Origin of the sequence: Acetobacter estunensis, assembly GCF_019083805.1 — a bacterium.
GTDB lineage: Bacteria > Pseudomonadota > Alphaproteobacteria > Acetobacterales > Acetobacteraceae > Acetobacter > Acetobacter estunensis_A.
On the sequence record NZ_JAHRDV010000003.1, the window covers coordinates 269,957 to 285,930 of the forward strand.

Annotated in this window: 14 protein-coding genes; 5 read left to right on the top strand and 9 right to left on the bottom strand. The window is 59.5% G+C overall.

Features of this window, described 5'->3' with window-relative positions; translation table 11 throughout:
* Position 1: 1 nt before the first annotated feature.
* The 8 genes from KUA11_RS17835 to KUA11_RS05955 form a co-directional block, all read right to left on the bottom strand.
* Complete coding sequence (locus KUA11_RS17835) at positions 2-1,885, bottom strand: SPFH domain-containing protein (protein WP_217409431.1); 1,884 nt, start codon at positions 1,883-1,885, stop codon at positions 2-4.
* 94 nt (positions 1,886-1,979) lie between these two features.
* Entirely contained in the window at positions 1,980-2,666 is a 687-nt protein-coding gene (locus KUA11_RS05925; protein WP_217409432.1) for a Fe2+-dependent dioxygenase, read from the bottom strand.
* A gap of 127 nt (positions 2,667-2,793) precedes the next feature.
* Positions 2,794-4,947 (bottom strand): alkaline phosphatase family protein, encoded by a 2,154-nt coding sequence (locus tag KUA11_RS05930; RefSeq protein ID WP_217409433.1) that lies wholly within the window; start codon positions 4,945-4,947, stop codon positions 2,794-2,796.
* Between the two features lie 244 nt (positions 4,948-5,191).
* Positions 5,192-5,779, bottom strand: a complete 588-nt coding sequence (locus KUA11_RS05935) for a prepilin-type N-terminal cleavage/methylation domain-containing protein (protein WP_217409434.1) — start codon at positions 5,777-5,779, stop codon at positions 5,192-5,194.
* Positions 5,776-6,162, bottom strand: coding sequence for a type IV pilus modification PilV family protein (locus tag KUA11_RS05940; RefSeq protein WP_217409435.1), 387 nt, complete (start codon positions 6,160-6,162; stop codon positions 5,776-5,778). Before KUA11_RS05940 ends, KUA11_RS05935 begins: the two co-directional genes overlap by 4 nt.
* Positions 6,152-6,613, bottom strand: a complete 462-nt coding sequence (locus tag KUA11_RS05945) for a type II secretion system protein (protein WP_254454705.1) — start codon at positions 6,611-6,613, stop codon at positions 6,152-6,154. Before KUA11_RS05945 ends, KUA11_RS05940 begins: the two co-directional genes overlap by 11 nt.
* Positions 6,597-7,853 carry a type II secretion system F family protein gene (locus tag KUA11_RS05950; protein WP_217409436.1) on the bottom strand — a complete coding sequence of 419 codons (1,257 nt, stop codon included), beginning with the start codon at positions 7,851-7,853 and terminating at the stop codon, positions 6,597-6,599. Before KUA11_RS05950 ends, KUA11_RS05945 begins: the two co-directional genes overlap by 17 nt.
* Positions 7,850-9,538: a GspE/PulE family protein gene (locus KUA11_RS05955; protein ID WP_217409437.1), complete on the bottom strand. Its 1,689-nt coding sequence runs from the start codon at positions 9,536-9,538 to the stop codon at positions 7,850-7,852. The genes KUA11_RS05950 and KUA11_RS05955 overlap by 4 nt, the downstream gene beginning before the upstream one ends.
* On the opposite strand from KUA11_RS05955, the gene KUA11_RS05960 reads away from it, so the two are divergent.
* The 5 genes from KUA11_RS05960 (at position 9,537) to KUA11_RS05980 (ending at position 15,421) form a co-directional block, all read left to right on the top strand.
* On the top strand, positions 9,537-10,385 hold the full coding sequence (locus KUA11_RS05960) for a prepilin peptidase (RefSeq protein WP_217409438.1): 849 nt from the start codon (positions 9,537-9,539) through the stop codon (positions 10,383-10,385). The two genes, KUA11_RS05955 and KUA11_RS05960, sit on opposite strands and share 2 nt — an antisense overlap.
* 243 nt (positions 10,386-10,628) lie before the next feature.
* Positions 10,629-11,597, top strand: a complete 969-nt coding sequence (locus tag KUA11_RS05965; protein WP_217409439.1) for a PilN domain-containing protein — start codon at positions 10,629-10,631, stop codon at positions 11,595-11,597.
* 6 nt (positions 11,598-11,603) lie between these two features.
* On the top strand, positions 11,604-12,227 hold the full coding sequence (gene gspM, locus KUA11_RS05970) for a type II secretion system protein GspM (RefSeq protein ID WP_217409440.1): 624 nt from the start codon (positions 11,604-11,606) through the stop codon (positions 12,225-12,227).
* A gap of 25 nt (positions 12,228-12,252) precedes the next feature.
* Entirely contained in the window at positions 12,253-14,583 is a 2,331-nt protein-coding gene (gene gspD, locus KUA11_RS05975; RefSeq protein WP_217409441.1) for a type II secretion system secretin GspD, read from the top strand.
* A gap of 1 nt (position 14,584) precedes the next feature.
* Positions 14,585-15,421 carry a type II secretion system protein GspK gene (locus KUA11_RS05980; protein ID WP_217409442.1) on the top strand — a complete coding sequence of 279 codons (837 nt, stop codon included), beginning with the start codon at positions 14,585-14,587 and terminating at the stop codon, positions 15,419-15,421.
* Here the strand turns inward: KUA11_RS05980 and gspG are convergent.
* Entirely contained in the window at positions 15,398-15,847 is a 450-nt protein-coding gene (gspG, locus tag KUA11_RS05985; protein ID WP_254454706.1) for a type II secretion system major pseudopilin GspG, read from the bottom strand. The two genes, KUA11_RS05980 and gspG, sit on opposite strands and share 24 nt — an antisense overlap.
* Positions 15,848-15,974: the final 127 nt, after the last annotated feature.

Sequence of the window (15,974 nt, forward strand, 5' to 3'; positions counted from 1 at the left end):
TTCATTTCGCCATCACATCGTCAACAGAGGGAGAAGAAACCGGCGCGCCATCGCGCAGATCCAGAAAACTGTTCGGAAGCCGGCTGTCGAGAACTGCCATCGCGGTTCCATCAAGAGCTGCCTTCAGGCCACCCAGATAGCGTTCCAGCAGGAAGGCGCGACCACCGGTCTGCCATGACCGGTCATCGCCTATCATCCGTGTGGCATTGGCCTGCGCCTCCATGCGGATGCTGGCCGCCTGTGCAAGCGCGGACGCCTGCTGGGTGTAAGCATCCCTACGTGCAAGCGCCGCCGTGCCCATGGCCCGCGCGCGTTCTTCGGCCACGCTCATCTGCGCCTTGACCTCTGCGGCCTGCACCGCACGCCACGACTGGGCCGCCGCCGCCGGTGGCTGAATGGAGTCCACAACGACAGCCACAATCTCGATACCGGCTTTATGTCTATCGAGTTCCTGCTGCACATGCCGGGCCATGATATCCGCCATGGTGTCACGGCGCGTGGCCATCACGCCTTCAAGCGTCTCGCTCGCAAAGAACCTCACCAGTTCACGATGTGCGAGCGATCGCAAAAGCGCATCCGGCGAAGAGACATTGTAGAGAGCGTCCATCGCTCCCTGATCCGACTGCCGCACGCGATAGAGAATGCGCAGATTGACTGTCAGCATTTCAAAGCCACCACCGCCCTCAGCTGTGCGTGCCACGAGACAGGTGGCATCCTCGGGGGAATTGTCCCACAAGCGGTTGGCGCTATCCGGAGGATCACCCTCGGCAGTGGCAGTATCGACGGCAGCTTTCGCCGCGTCCGCGTTATCGGTCAAAACCAGTGAGCGGATTGTCCCGAATTCCGTCAGGCGCACCTGCCCGAAAGGCCGGGGTAGCACGATATGCAGGCCGGGTCCGAGAACCGTGATCGGTCGCCCGAAACGCTCATAAATCCCACGTCGGTTCTGATCGATCTTCACAACTCCGCTGAACACCCATCCGAGCGTCAGCATCCCGACAGTGACAGGCAGGGCCGCACGACGCACGAAATCCAGCGCCCAGCTTCTTTCGAAATCGATTCCGAAATTCGTCTTCAGCATCAGGGCAATCTGAGCGGGACGAAAAGCCCGTGGATTGCCAAAGAGAAGATTTCCCACACTGATGGACGAAGGTCCGGCAGAGGCGGTTGACGACAGCCACGCGAGAACGAGCCTGACAAGGTTCTCACTGGCGGCATACATCACGAGAAAGGCCGGAACTTTCCAGAGCCACGAGGGCGTCGCAAGCCCACTTGCAGCACATCCCGTGAGGAATCCTGTGATGAGAAGCGTGACAATGACAAGCCGCATCAAGGCGGCCAGGCCGCTCGCCTCCCCCACATGTCGCACGCGCGCGGTCAGAAGCGAACGCTCCTGAAAGAGGAAGATAAAAGCAAGAAGCGCGACCAGAGAGGACGCAGTGACCAGCGCGCCATGTCCGAACGACAGAAGGTCCGTTTCCCGCCTTACGCTCCCAAGGCCACTCACAAGCGCAATCAGGGAGGAAGGAAGCAGCGCTGTCCACAGCCCCCATTCCGATACTCGTCCCCCGTCTTCTACTTTGACAGCGGCACGCCGCCGCGCGCCGGTCACAGCCATGACCGCAAAAGCACCACCTGCGACAAGCGCAAGATCTGCCAGAATGATTCCCGACAGAGGGGTATTCGCCAAAAAAGAAGACAGGCCAGCGTGATGCGCGGAGGGTCGGCGCCCGGCAAGCGTCAGCCCCATGCCACACAGAAAGGCCACAGAGGCAAATAGACCGCCGACAAGAAGCGATCGACGCAGCTTTTTCACATCAGGAGCAAATTTCTCCGCGACATCGAGAGCGGGAAGCTCTGGCCTGCCCTGCTTGTATCCTGCCACGATCTTCGCGGTTCCTTGCCCGGTGATGAAGATTTCCCCGCGTTATAGAAGGGAAAAAGGAAGTGTTCATGAACATCTCATGACAATGGCCGTGTCAGGTCAGACACCATTTCCGCAACAGATTGTGATAGGTGTTGGTCAACGCAAGCACTGCCGGATCACCGGCTTGAGTGCGCGTATGCAGGTCGATAATGGCCCGGTCGAGATCGAACAATAGCGTGCGGTTCGCCGCATCCGGGACCAGAGACTGTATCCAGAAAAAGGAAGCCAGACGCACGCCGCGTGTCACAGGCGCCACTGCGTGGATCATGGTCGTGGGATAAACGATCATGTCACCAGCGGAGAGCTTGATGAGTTCCGCCCCACTGCGTGTTTCAAGTTCCAGTTCGCCGCCGTCATAAGCGTCTGGTTCAGTCAGAAAGAGCGTGGCCGAAAGATCGGCCCGCAACATCCGCCCCGTGTCGTCGGGCAGTGTCTGTACCGAGTTATCGACATGCGCGCCGTAGGTCATGCCCCCTTCATAGCGATTGAACATGGGCGGATAGATCAGGCGCGGTAGTGCTACACTGCGAAACAAAAGATGACGTCCCAGCGCGCGGAACACTATGGCCCGTGCTGCCTGCGCTTCGTCAGAATGCATGTCGAGCTGACGGTTTTTCTTGACATGAACCGCCTGTACACCCGCCGTATCACGACCATCCTTCCATGGCCCGGCTTCCAGCAGCGCACGGCATTCCGCGATCTCGGACGGCTCAAGCACCGCCTGCATGTGGACTGGCATGGATCATCCTTCACTGTCGAATGGGAGGGAACAGCCAAAACCGCCACCGCTCCCCATAAGGGAACAATGGCGGTTCTGTCGGCAGTGCTTCGGCCCGGAGTTCATCCGAACCGAAGTCTGAAACGTGTCAGCCGAAGAGCAGAGAGGTCAAAGACGACCAGAAGCTCTGAAGCGCTGTCTGGATCTGCTGCAAAAGCTGCTGGATCATGCCGGTCTGAGTGGTTGTGGAGGAAGACGATCCACTGCCCGACGAGCTTCCCGTAGTGGAGGACGAGTTCCCGGAGCTGTTGTTACCCGTCGTCGAGCTGTCCTTGCCGCCATCACTGCTGGAAGCGGACGAGAAGTCGAACATTTCCATCAGGTCACCGATGGCCGGGCTGTTGGTCGGCGCATACGGGTTGCTGCTGGTGGTGACAGGGTTGGGCAGGTTGTCACGTCCCGTGGACGAAACCGGCTTGAGCCCCCAGTTCTTTTCCACGAACTTCAGGAACGACACGTGGTCGCCGTAAGTGTGGGTAACGTGACCACCCTTGGAGTAAGGGGAAACCATGATGGCGGGAATACGTGTGCCGTCACCGAAGAAGTCGAGCGGCTGGATGTAACCCGAATCCCACGAACCGCCGCCTTCATCGAAGGTGATGAAGATTGCCGTCTTCTTCCAGACTTCCGGCTTCGCCTTGATCTTCTCGATCACGTGCTTGGCGAACGCCTCGAACAGACCGGGTTTGGATGACGCGGGATGACCATCGAGCAGGGTGTCAGGCTTGACGATGGAAACAGCCGGTAGGTTCCCCAGCGCAAGATCGCTCTCAAGATCGGTCACATCCTTGAGATGCTCCTGGCGCTGCTTGGCATCCGCCATGATCTTGGTTTCGTATTGGAACGGATTGCAGATATCGCAATACACGCCGCCGAGCTGACTGGTGGGATCCTTGACGTAGTTGTTCCAGCCCGCACCGTAGTAACGCCACGTCACCTTCTTGTCGTTCAGGCGATCCGCAATCGTCGGCACATTGGACGGCGGAATGACGAACGTGCCGGTGTTGACCGTGCCATCACCGAAATAGCCGGGGCTGTAGTTGTTGACGATGTAGTAAGCGCCAGCCTTACAGTTCTTGGGATGCTTGCCCGGAAGCGCCTTGAGGTAATCGGAAATGGCTTTGACGCCTGGAGAGGAATCGTCGGCGCATTTAACATAGGATCCACCCGAATACCCATCCTGCGTGAACCAGTTGGTCGTCCCGGCCTGACGGTTCGGGTTTTCGATCTGGCTCTCAGGCGGCGTAGCGATGTTGCCGTTGCCGTCCGTGTAATAGATACCAAGGCCCGTGCCGAGAGCGATATGGTTCGCACCTGTGCCGCCCATGACGGACTGATGGAAATTATCGCTGGTCGTGTATTTGTCAGACAGGGACTTGAAATAGGGCGCATCGCCCATGGCCATGTTGTAGAACCCCATCGACACCGAGCCTTCATTGGTGCTCATGTCAGTGAAGTTCGCGGCCTGCGCCTTACCGTTTCCGCCCGTGCCGCTCTGGGTTTCCACCCAGGGGAACAGATCGTTGCGACAACCTGAAGGATTGGCGGTCGTCGCCTGCGAGACGGAACAGTCCGTCTGCTGCCACATCTGAAAGAAGCGGTGAACCGGGCTTCCAACATACGAATCGTAGGGAAGCTTGGAGCCCGTGAACTGGAACGGACCGTTGGGCAGATTGCTTGCATTGGTGATGCGCGTATCCACACCGCTGCTGCCCAGACCACTCGCCCCTGTCGTCAACAACTGCCAGTCGCTGCGATCCAGGCCGTTGCCACCGACAAGATTTTCGAACGCCTCGACAGCAGCGAGGGTCGCAAAAGGTGCAGGATCGGAATCAGATGCCTTGGCAGGCGTGCCCGCGAGAGCCGGAGCCGGCAGCTTGGTATAGGCTGTCTTATTCGGCGGCGAAATCTCATAGGTGTCAGCGCTTGGCGACTGCATCTGCGCCGCCTGAGCGAAGTTGGGGCCCGGCGTGCCGTCAATGTTGACGATCTTGCGCGACAGAATGTTATCGACCGTTTCGCCCTTTTTCGGGACATACGTGCCGTACAGATTGTCGAAAGAATGGTTTTCGCCAATAATCAGAACGATGTGTTCGATTGGCGTTGCGGTCTTGCTTTCCGAAGACTTCGCAAGGGCAGGAGCCGCGGGAACGATCGGCGCAATGGCCATCGACGCAGCAGCGAGGTGAGCGACAGAATGCGTCAGCGGTTTTCGCAGACGCTTCCAGACCGAAGCAGACATTTCATTACCTTCCGCGTTACCATTTCGTCAGGATTGAGAGCAGGTGAGCGTATGAAATCGGATAAGACAGCGCGCCATTACAAATATTGAGACAGTTTTGTTCTTGAAATACAAAGAATCATGCGGGGAAAATTCCCCCGTCGCGCTATTTTCTAGTTACATTCCGGTCACATTAAAAATGAAGAAAAGATTAACGTTATGTGTCAGCCGCCCTGCCCGGTTGCTCGGAACAATCCATGGCATGTCAGCCGGATTCCGCTCCGCTCAGCAACGGACGAATCATGATTGTCGGCCAGTTCTTTCCCGCGGCAACAAATCCCACATGAACACGGACAAGAAGCGGCAGATGAGGACTGTTCCATGCCGACTGCCATGTGTGTCGGCCACCGCTGAGGCCATAATAGGAAAATTCAAGATCTCGCACGCCCTGCGCCAGCACTTCCTCATGCGGCACTTCGGCTTCATTGGGACAGTCCGCACGGCGATAAGGATGCCACCGCAGCACCAGTTCATGCTGCGCATTGACGCCTAAAGCCGCTTCCACCTCATGCGCATAGCCTTCCTTTTCCGGTAGCCATGACACCACGCGCAGTCGATCAACCTGTCCGGAAAGTGTGGGGGTGTTCGCGTTGTCTGGCACCTCCGCCCGTTCGAGCAAACGGCGGAGCGCGTCCTCGATCCCCTCGCCTGCCACGTCCGCGCTGTAGCGCCGCTCAGCCATGAACCAGCCGCGCGTTCCAACACCGATACCCTGCCACAACGCCACGCACAGCAAACCGAAAACAATGGTCACCACAAGGATTTCCAGAAGAGTGAAGCCCTCGTCCTTCATTCGTCCATTGCCGGACGCACCGCCCTTCCGTTCAGTGTGACAGACCGGGTCGTTCCATTTTCATCCACCCGCACAGAGACCGAAAACAGCCCCAGCCTCTCGCCCCCGTTCTTAGGCGTTGCCACCGAAACCTGCCGGATCTCGACCGTGGAGTGATAGGGGCCTTCCAGATCGTAGCTTTGCGTGCCCGGACGCAACGACAATGTGGCCAGCACACCCGCAAGTTGGGAACGCGCCATGGATGTTGCGCGCAGATCGCGCTCCACCCGACTGCCGCCCGCAAGGCCGGCTTCAAGAGATCCCAGCATCGCCGCCAACGCAAATCCCGCGATCATAAGGGCGACAATCACTTCCAGGAGAGTGAAGCCTCCTTCACGTTTCATTGGTTTCGATCCGTCCGGTGACAGCACTGAGCCGAATCAGACACAGATGACGTCCAAACATGATTACCAGTGATGGTCCGGAAGCGCTGCCATCGGCCGAAAAACGGTACAGTGCACGAGGAAGAAATCCACCACCCCGCTTTGGCAGAAACATTCTCGCTGGTCCCGTCAAGCGTTGCAGGTGGCTTGCCGTGCCATGCACAGTCAGAAGCTGCTCCGTCTGCGCATCCACTTCCACGCTCACCGCATCGCCACTCGTTTCCGACAGCGCCTGTGCGTCGCGCAATGTATCGATCACACGCGAACGGGCCGCAGCGAAGGTCAGCGCATCGCTGTGAAGCGGACCACGTTCCAGCGTCACCCCCAGCAACAGCCCGGCGATCACCAGAACGACCATGATCTCCAACAGCGTGAAGCCGGCCTCGCCACCGTCGTCAGTGTGCAAGGTCATTGAGGCTCAGCATGGCCAGAAGAAGCGCCGAGACAATTCCCGCGACGATCACTCCCATAACGATCGTGATGGCGGGAACGAGAATGGCCAGCAGCCGCTGGATCGTCACGCGGCTGGCTTCCTCGTGAATATCCGCCGAGCGCAAGGCGATGGGCGCCAACTGGGCCGTCTCTTCCCCCACCTTGAGAAAATGCGTCATGGTCTCGGGAAATATCTTCGCTTTCTCAAGAGAGGATGCGAGGCTACGGCCCTCTCGCACATCACGGGTGGCATCCCCCAGACAGGCCGCACCGGCTGCGTTGGTGAGAACGCCTTCCGTGATGCGCAACGCCCCCACCAGAGGCACGCCATTGCGCATCAAAGTGCCGAGCGTGCGCGTGAACTGAGCCGCCATGATTTCCCTCAGCAATGTTCCCAGAATGGGAACCCGCAGCAGAAAACGATCGAACGCCATGCGGATATGAGGGCGCCGCAACGCGATGCGGACCGCAGCCACCGCCAGCAACAGGCCCACAAGCAGCAATCCGCCCCACGCCGTCAGGAAATCACCCGCGGCGATAACCACCTGCGTGGCGAAAGGTAGCGCTGCGCCATTTTCTTCGAACAGGGGCACGAATTGCGGCAGGACATGCGTGAGCAAAAGACCGATTGAAAAAACCGAGGCTACCACAAGAACCGTGGGATAGATCATGGCCGATTGCACGGTCGCCTTGAGCTTGCGCTCACGCTCCAGAAGATCGGACAGACGAAGAAGCGCTTCCCCCAAAGCGCCCCCGGCTTCACCTGCCCGGACAAGGCCGACATACAGTTTAGGGAAAATGCTGGGCATTGTTTCCAGTGCGTCGGCAAAGGACTCACCATCGCGCACGCGGTCGCGCAAGGCTCCGATCACCCGGCTATTCCGTGGCCCTACGGCGGTCTCACCAAGAAAACGCAGCGCACGATCAAGATCGAGACCAGCCGTGAGCATGGTGGCCAGCTTGCGGGTGAAATCCGCAACCTCCCCCGATTTCAGGCGCAGATCGCTACGCCGCCCGAGAAGTGAGAGCAGTTCACCGCGTAACGCCCCTCCACGTGTGGCAGGCGCGATCTGCACGATCAGAAGTTTCTGTCGTCTCAAATGCTGCGTGACCTGCGCCGCTGAAACCGCCGCCATTTCTCCATGCACCATGCGTCCTTCGGCGTTGACCGCCTGATAACGCCACACTCCTTCTTCAATGGCGCGCGCAGCCGCACTCATGCGTCGTGCCCGACGATCCGGCTGATTTCCTCAAGCGACGTCTCGCCCTTCAGGGCAACCTGAAGACCGGCCTGAAACATGGTCTGCATGCCCTCCGCCATGGCGGCCCGCTCAATTTCCGAATGATCCGCGCCGGAGAGAATAAGACGCGTGACCTCTCGCGAAGGCTGGAGAAACTCCGCCACAGCACTTCGTCCGCGATAGCCCGTCTGGCGACAGTGCGGGCAGCCGACAGGATGCCACAGCGTGTGGGATGTCGCGCTGTCCAGCCCCAGACGCCGCGCGAGTTCGGGGGGCACCTCTTCGGGACGCCGACACTCCGGGCACAGCTTGCGCACGAGGCGCTGCGCGAGGATACCCCGCAACACCGCCGTCAGCAGATAATCCTCCAGCCCCATGTCCCGCAGGCGCGTCACGGCGGCGGCGGCGGAATTGGTGTGCAGCGTGGAGAGGACGAGATGCCCCGTCAGGGCAGCCTGCACGGCAATCTGTGCCGTTTCCAGGTCACGGATTTCACCCACCATGATGACATCGGGATCCTGACGCAGAATGGCGCGCAAGAGGCTGGCGAATGTCAGACCGATGGTGGGACGTATCTGGATCTGATTGATGCCTGCGAGTTGATATTCGATCGGATCTTCGACTGTCATCACATTGCGCTCGGTCGAGTTCAGACCGGCAAGCCCGGTATAGAGTGTCGTCGTCTTGCCCGAGCCGGTTGGCCCCGTCACCAGAACGATGCCGTTGGGCGCTTGCAAAGTTTCCCGAAAGGACGAGATGATGGAAGGCGCAAGTCCGAGACGACTGTAATCGAAGCTGACCGTCGTGCGATCGAGCACACGCAGCACCGCGATCTCACCGTGCAGGGACGGCACTGTGGAGACACGGAAATCCACTTCGTGCCCACGCACGGCCAGCTTGATACGCCCATCCTGCGGCAGCCTGCGCTCGGCGATATCGAGCCGCGCCATGATCTTGATACGTGAAATCAGCGCAGCCGTCAGACGCGGGCTCTGGCTGTCCACCTCATGCAGCACGCCGTCATAACGATAACGGACCAGAAGCCGATCTTCGAACGGCTCAATGTGAATGTCGGATGCCCGCGTTTCCACGGCCCGGAAAATGAGCTGATTAACCAGACGAATGATCGGCGCCTCACTGGCCAGATCCTTCAGACGGTCGGTGTCCTCTTCAGCCGCCTCGCCCTCACTGGAGAGAGTGTCTTCATCTGCCGCGTCCTCTTCGTCCTCCGGATAAAGACGGGTCAACGCCGCTTCCAGATCGGCCGGACGCGCCACCTCCCGCACCACGCGGCACCCTGTCGCCAGTCCTACAGCGCTGGCGGTATAATCGTCCTGCGGGTCCGCCATCACCAAGTGAAGCGTATCTCCGGTGCAGGACAGCGGAACGGCACGCGCCTGCCGCAGAAAACGTCTGCCCAGTCGATCAGGAAAAACGGGCTCGACAATCTGTCCAAGACGCGTGGCATCGAGCACCTGCGTGCCGAGTATGGCGGCATAGGTGCGCGCCAGATCCGTTTCACTGACAAGCCCCAATTGAAGGAGCACATGCGCCAGCGTCTGCCCCGTCTCGGACGCCACGCCACGCGCCCGCTCAAGCACGCGCGCTTCGCAAACAGCCATGTCAATAAGGGCTGTTTCCAGATTCATTTTATCCGGCTTCATGACAGTCTTCGATCTTGTCGCCGGCATCGCAATCCGCCACTCTCACGCCGTCATGATCCCACCCGAACTGGTCATTCCCTTTTTTCTCGCGCCGTTTGTCGGCAGCTTCCTCAGTGTGCTCGTGCGCCGGATTCCACGCGGTGAACCGTTCGGCATGCAGCGATCGCGCTGTGAAGAATGCGGCACCTTTCTGCGTCCGCATGAAATGATTCCGCTCCTGTCGTATCTGGCGCAAAGAGGTGCGTGCCGTCGTTGCGGAGGCCGGATCGATCCACAGCATTTGAAGATCGAACTCGCGGCCATTCTGGTTCCCGCAACGGCGCTGCTTGGACGTATGGGTGTGGCTCACTTTCAGGGCCTCCCGCTCGAAGACAGTGGAATTTCGCTACCCTTGCTGATGTCCGACTGTGTTCTCGGCTGGACGCTTCTGGCGCTGTCGTGGATCGATCTCACCTGTCTACGACTGCCCGACGTCCTTACACTCCCGCTCCTGCTTGCCGGTCTGGCCGAAGGCTGGCTCACGGGCGGCATGGACACACTGCTGGACCGGGCACTGGGGAGCGGGATCGGCTGGGCACTGTTCGCACTGGTGGCGTATGGATATCGCGCTTTTCGCAAAAGGACAGGACTGGGTGGAGGAGACGTGAAGCTGCTGGCGGCAGGCGGCGCGTGGCTGGGGATAAGTGCACTTCCGAGCGTCATCGTGCTGGGCTCCGCATTTGGCATCCTAGCGGCGCTCGCAAGCATCCTTCGCGCGGGACGATTCAGCATGACAATCGTCGTTCCCTTTGGTCCATGTCTCGCCGCCGCCATCTGGACGGCACGGCTGATGCCGGGGACGTACTGACTCCCGTCCCATTCGATACCGGACACTCGCTTACATGAGTTGCCACCGCCGGAACCAGAGCAGCGGTTAACGTGTCATAAATCTATAACACTCGTCCCTCTGTCACCGGGACGGGAGGGGATGGTATTGCCTCGCGCATCCTTCACCGGCAGCCCGAACAGGACCGTCCCATCAGGTGATACTGTCTTTTCCCTTTCTTACTTTGCGTCTTTCATGACCGGCCAGAACTCTTCCGGACGACTCATGAGCGGCTTTGTCAGGTGGTGGCTGGATCGCATGGCGGAGATTCTGCCCGCCGCCTTTCTGTGCCGTTCGCGCAAAGACATGCGCCTCACCGTTGCACAGGATGGCACGGTGGACCTTCACGCGGTGAACACTCTTCGCAACGAACTTCCCAAGCAAGGCAGCCGCTGGCTTCCAACCCCACGCACACCCGATATCTCGCTGGTCCTGCCTGCCGGCAGTATTCTCTCACGTGATGTGCCCCTCCCCCGTGCGGCCGCCGCGAACGCTGCCAGCACCATCGGCTACGATCTCGACCGCCTGACGCCTTTTCGCGAAGACGACGTGGTCTGGAGCGTCCAGCGCAAGCCGGGGACCGAGCGCGGGGAGCAGATCATCTACCGGCTTCTCGTGGCGCCGCGTTTCCTGTTTGCACCCGCACTCGACACCCTGCGCCATGTCGGTCTCACTCCAACGCGCCTGTGCGCCGACACCGATGACGCAATGCAGGATGTCATCCCCCTCGGACGCGCCGTTGCGGCACGACACCCGGCCCGTCGGGTGCTCTGCTGCGCACTGATCGCACTCATCGCCCTTCCGTTCGTGCTTCAGCAGATTACGCTGTTCCGTCTTGACCGCGCTCTTGCCGCACTGAACGAAGGAAAAGAGCAGGCCGATGTCCTGCGGCACCGGATTGCCGCGTTCACGGCGGGGCCAGCAGCAGTGAACCGGGAGGAACATCGTATCGGGTCTCCTCTGCGCACGATCCGCACACTTACGGAAGCCCTTCCGGATGGGACATTTCTTACCGGGCTGCATATCCATGAGCATCGCGTCACGCTCGAAGGGCAATCGGCACAGGCGACACAACTGATCGGTATTCTTGAACACACCGCCGCCTTTACCGATGCAACGTTCTCCGGCCCCGTCACACGAGCGGAGAACAAGCAGCAGGACGTCTTCACCATCACAGCCAACGCGCCGAGCTGACAGAACATGGCGCTGACGTTCTCCCCTGACCACTTGCCCGAAGGCCGCCCCGGCCGTCTGCTGGCGGTAGGTGTCACGCTCCTGCTTCTGCTGAGCGCATGGCTCCTGATCTCCGGCCTTCTGGACCTTCACGCCCGCGAGCAGATGGCAATCGCGGACCGTCAACAGATGCTGGTCCGCACGCAGGCACTCGTGGACAGCATTCCATCCCTGCAGGAGCGTTACGAAACAGCCTCGCGCAGCGCCCACGGCGATACGCTTCTGCTCACGGAGAGTTCGCGAGAAACGGCCCTCGCCCGACTGCAGGAAATTGTGCACGACACAGCCCACAGTGTGCAGGTGGAACCGAGCAGCATGGAGCCGCTGCCCGTCATCCGGAATGGCCCGTTCGAGCATCTCGGGGTGCGCCTGTCCCTCACGACCTCATGGAATACGCTCGTTCACCTGCTGAATGCCCTGTCGGAAAATGCCTCTCCTCGCCTGCTGATCGACGATCTCCAGATTCAGGTCGCGGGCACATCCTCACTTGAGGACGAAGCCACGAAGGGGCGCATGGTCGATGCCTCCCTCACCATCCTCGCCCTGCGCGATCCCCGTCCGGCCGTGGCACCTGCCACGGACCGGCCATGATTCCCTCTCTTTCGGTGAAGCAGTGTTGAGACACGATATCCCCGCCCTCACGTCCTCTCGCGCCCGCCTGTCCCTCCGGCATATTCTGCCGTTGGCGGCACTCCCAGCGCTGGCGTTGCTTTCGGGCTGCGCGGACACACCACCTCGCGTGCCGCCACTGCCCATCTCCAGCCGCATGTACAACCAGACCGCCACGCCTCGCGTGGACGGAGACGTGGGCAGCACCGAAACCACCAAGGGCGGCACACTCAGCTACGGACATGTCCACGCCATGCCAGGACATGAACCGTCCGCTTCTACGGGAGGCGACATCACACTGAACTTCGTGGACGCGGACATCCAGTCCGTAACGGACGAAGTTCTGGGGCGGATGCTCAAGGCGAACTATCTGGTCGATTCCAATGTGCACGGGACCATTACGCTCAAAACCCCTCGTCCGGTTAATCAGGACCAGTTGCTGGCAATCTACCGCACGGCACTGGCGGGAGCCGGTGCGGCACTCGTCGTGGAAAATGGTGTCTATCGCGTGATATCCACTACCGCGCCGGGTGGCAACGACATGTCAGGCAGTACCGTCATCCCGCTGCGTTACACATCTGCCGAGAGTCTGGTGAAAACGCTCCAGCCCATTCTCAAGAATGGCAGCCATATCGTCGCGGCACCATCCGGCAACGCGGTGGTGGTCTCGGGTGATCCCGCCACCCGCGCCTCTCTCGATGAACTTGTGCGCACCTTTGATTCCGATGTGCTTGCCGGCCAGTCCTATGCACTCTTTCCCGCCACCAGCGGCAATGCCAACGAACTCAGTCAGGCGCTCCAATCCGCGCTCGCGAGCAAAAAGGGGCAGGCACTGGCGGAGCGTGTGCAGGTCATCGCCATGCCACGCATCGAGTCCGTGATGGTCATCACGGCGCACCCTCAGCTTCTCGAAGACGCGCGCCGCATGTTCGCCGTCATCGAGGCCGAACGCCGCAAAACCATCCGCCACTGGAACGTCTTTTACGTTCAGAACAGCCGTTCGAATGACGTGGCCTATGTGCTTCAACAGGCCTTCACACCCAATCATGTCACCGCCACCCCCACCGCCAAGATGCAGACCTCTTCATCGAACTTCCAGAACAGTTCTTCCGGTAGCTCGGGAAGTTCCAGCGGTCTCAGCAGTTCGGGCAGCAGCATGGGCTTTGGTTCCTCCTCATCCGACAGCGGCCTATCGTCGCAAACCGGTCAATCCGGACAGAGTGGCACGTCATCGGGTTCCCAGACCGGATCGGGTCAGGGCGGCCAAAATGATGATGGCATTTCCAACAATCCGCTGCTTGGTGGTCTAGGTGGCGGCAGTTCCGACAGTAACCGTGCGGGCAGCGAGATACGCATCATCCCTGACACACAAAACAATGCCGTTCTGGTTTATGGCACCGCCAATGAAGTCGAAACCATCTCGTCGATGCTGCGCAAGGTGGACATCATGCCGCTTCAGGTGCGCGTGGATGCCACTGTAGCAGAAGTCTCCTTGAACGATGCGCTCAATTACGGCACGCAGTTCTTCTTCAAATCCGGCGGTATCAACGGCATTCTCAGTAATGCCTCTCAGTCGCTGGGCAGCGCCAATCTCGTGTCGTCTCAGCTTTCGAGCAGCTTTCCCGGCTTCGTGCTGGGCGGCTCGGGACAGGGAGGTGCGCCATTTGTCATAAATGCGCTCCAGTCCGTCACCAAAGTGCGCGTTCTGTCTTCACCTGAACTGATGGTGGTGGATAACCAACCGGCCTCACTCATGGTGGGCGACATGGTGCCCTACCTGACCGGCACCACGGCAGGGGTGCTCACCTCCAACTCCACCATCACCAACTCCATCAACTATCAGCCCACAGGCGTCATCCTTCAGGTCACGCCTCATGTCAGCAATGGCGGCACCGTCACGCTCGACATTACCCAGCAGGTTAGTTCAGTGGCGTCGAGCACCACTTCCACTGGCAGCGGTTCGATCAACAGCCCGACATTCTCCCAACGACAGGTCACATCCCGCGTGGTTATTGGGGATGGACAGACGGTCGGACTGGCCGGTCTGATCTCCGACAAATCCAACCGCAACAACGCGGGCATGCCGTGGCTGAAAGATATACCGCTGCTTGGAATGCTAGGCGGCACGCAGACTAATACGCGTGACCGCACTGAGCTGCTTATCCTCATCACGCCGCACGTCATTCACAGTCAGAGCGAGGCCTATGCCCTGACGGAAGATCTGCGCGAACAACTGCCGCATGCCGCAGTGCTCTCGCATGAGATGAACACCATGCCGGCCACCGGTCAGGCCGATCCGCAACAACGCTTGCTCAATACGGTTGGATTGCACGACTGATATGGCGGCAAAGCCGAACGCCACGAGTGAGGACGGCTTTGCCCTTCTGCTCGTGCTGTGGACGCTTGGCTTCCTGGCACTGATCGGCAGTCAGGCTCTGATCACGGGCCGCGCGGCTCTCCGCCTTGAGAACGCCACGCTTCAACGTGCAAAACTCGAAACGGCCGCTGACGCCGCGATCATGACGGAACTGTTCGTCATAAGCACTGGCCAATCACATCCCACTGAAACGTGGCATGACATAGCAGTAGATGAGAACATGAGTGTTCTTGTTCGTAGCGTCGATGATCGCAACCGCATCAACCCTAACGTCGCGGGGCAAGCACTTATGGCCGCTTTCCTGACGGCTTCAGGGATTCCGTCCGATCAGGCGCAAACACTGGCTGCGGGCATACTTGCGTGGCGTATGCCCGGCTATCGATCGAAGGAAAACATGACAGGTGCGAAAAGCTGCACCTCGATGGGACTGCCTGTCCATACTTTGGAAGATCTGGCTGCGGTTCCGGGCATGACCGTGACTCTTCTGCACCGAATCGCGCCACATCTGTCATTTGCCCAACTGCACTTGCCTGATGGAACGAGCCACGATCCTGTTGTTCGACAGGCCATAGCGCGCTCAAGCATTTCAAACGGCTCCGACCAGATGTCCAATGCCGGAGATGTCGAAGAAGAGTCTCTGATCGTGGTGGATGCTACAGCCAGCCACGCGGATCATCACATGCATCGACATGCGGAAGTCATTTTGCTTCCGGATGCTCGCCCCGTCCCTTGGCGCGTTGTGCGCTGGGAGACGGAGACACGGGACATGATGTCCTCAGAGATTGCAGATCATCCCTGAATCTGTTCCAGCCTTTCCTGAAGGCCCTTGTGAGCACAGATCGTAATCATGGCCTTCCCGATCGGCAGGGGAACGATAGACATAGGGATGATTCCACGGATCCAGCGGAACGGTCGCGTCTTTCAGATAAGGCCCATTCCAGTTCTCGGCCGATGATGGCTTATGAACGAGAGCATCCAATCCATCTTCGGACGTAGGATAAACGCCCGTATCGAGCTTGTACATGTCCAAAACGGTCCCAAGCCGCGCAATAGACTGCTTCGCAACCGAGATGCGGGCTCCCCCCAACTGGCGCAGAGCCGCTGGCGCCACCAGCCCTACAAGAAGGCCAAGGATGGCCAGCACCACCAGAATTTCCAGAAGTGTAAACCCGGCCTCATCGTGCGACCGATCGGTATTGGCCTCCTGTGAGCATGACATTTTCATGAACCGCCTTTCTCAACCGTATAAGGGCAGTTACTAGACGCCAGAAAATGTCATGGACAGACAAAGAACAGCGGCAGATTTCGTCTTAATAAAACTTTCACGAATCTGCACAGCGACCCGACAGAGG

Coding starts and splice junctions, on each gene's coding strand:
- KUA11_RS05925 (WP_217409432.1), bottom strand. CDS start 2,666: ATGCCAGTCCACATGCAGGCGGTGCTTGAGCCGTCCGAGATCGCGGAA.
- KUA11_RS05930 (WP_217409433.1), bottom strand. CDS start 4,947: ATGTCTGCTTCGGTCTGGAAGCGTCTGCGAAAACCGCTGACGCATTCT.
- KUA11_RS05935 (WP_217409434.1), bottom strand. CDS start 5,779: ATGAAGGACGAGGGCTTCACTCTTCTGGAAATCCTTGTGGTGACCATT.
- KUA11_RS05940 (WP_217409435.1), bottom strand. CDS start 6,162: ATGAAACGTGAAGGAGGCTTCACTCTCCTGGAAGTGATTGTCGCCCTT.
- KUA11_RS05945 (WP_254454705.1), bottom strand. CDS start 6,613: ATGACCTTGCACACTGACGACGGTGGCGAGGCCGGCTTCACGCTGTTG.
- KUA11_RS05950 (WP_217409436.1), bottom strand. CDS start 7,853: ATGAGTGCGGCTGCGCGCGCCATTGAAGAAGGAGTGTGGCGTTATCAG.
- KUA11_RS05960 (WP_217409438.1), top strand. CDS start 9,537: ATGACAGTCTTCGATCTTGTCGCCGGCATCGCAATCCGCCACTCTCAC.
- KUA11_RS05955 (WP_217409437.1), bottom strand. CDS start 9,538: ATGAAGCCGGATAAAATGAATCTGGAAACAGCCCTTATTGACATGGCT.
- KUA11_RS05965 (WP_217409439.1), top strand. CDS start 10,629: ATGAGCGGCTTTGTCAGGTGGTGGCTGGATCGCATGGCGGAGATTCTG.
- gspM (WP_217409440.1), top strand. CDS start 11,604: ATGGCGCTGACGTTCTCCCCTGACCACTTGCCCGAAGGCCGCCCCGGC.
- KUA11_RS05980 (WP_217409442.1), top strand. CDS start 14,585: ATGGCGGCAAAGCCGAACGCCACGAGTGAGGACGGCTTTGCCCTTCTG.
- gspG (WP_254454706.1), bottom strand. CDS start 15,847: ATGAAAATGTCATGCTCACAGGAGGCCAATACCGATCGGTCGCACGAT.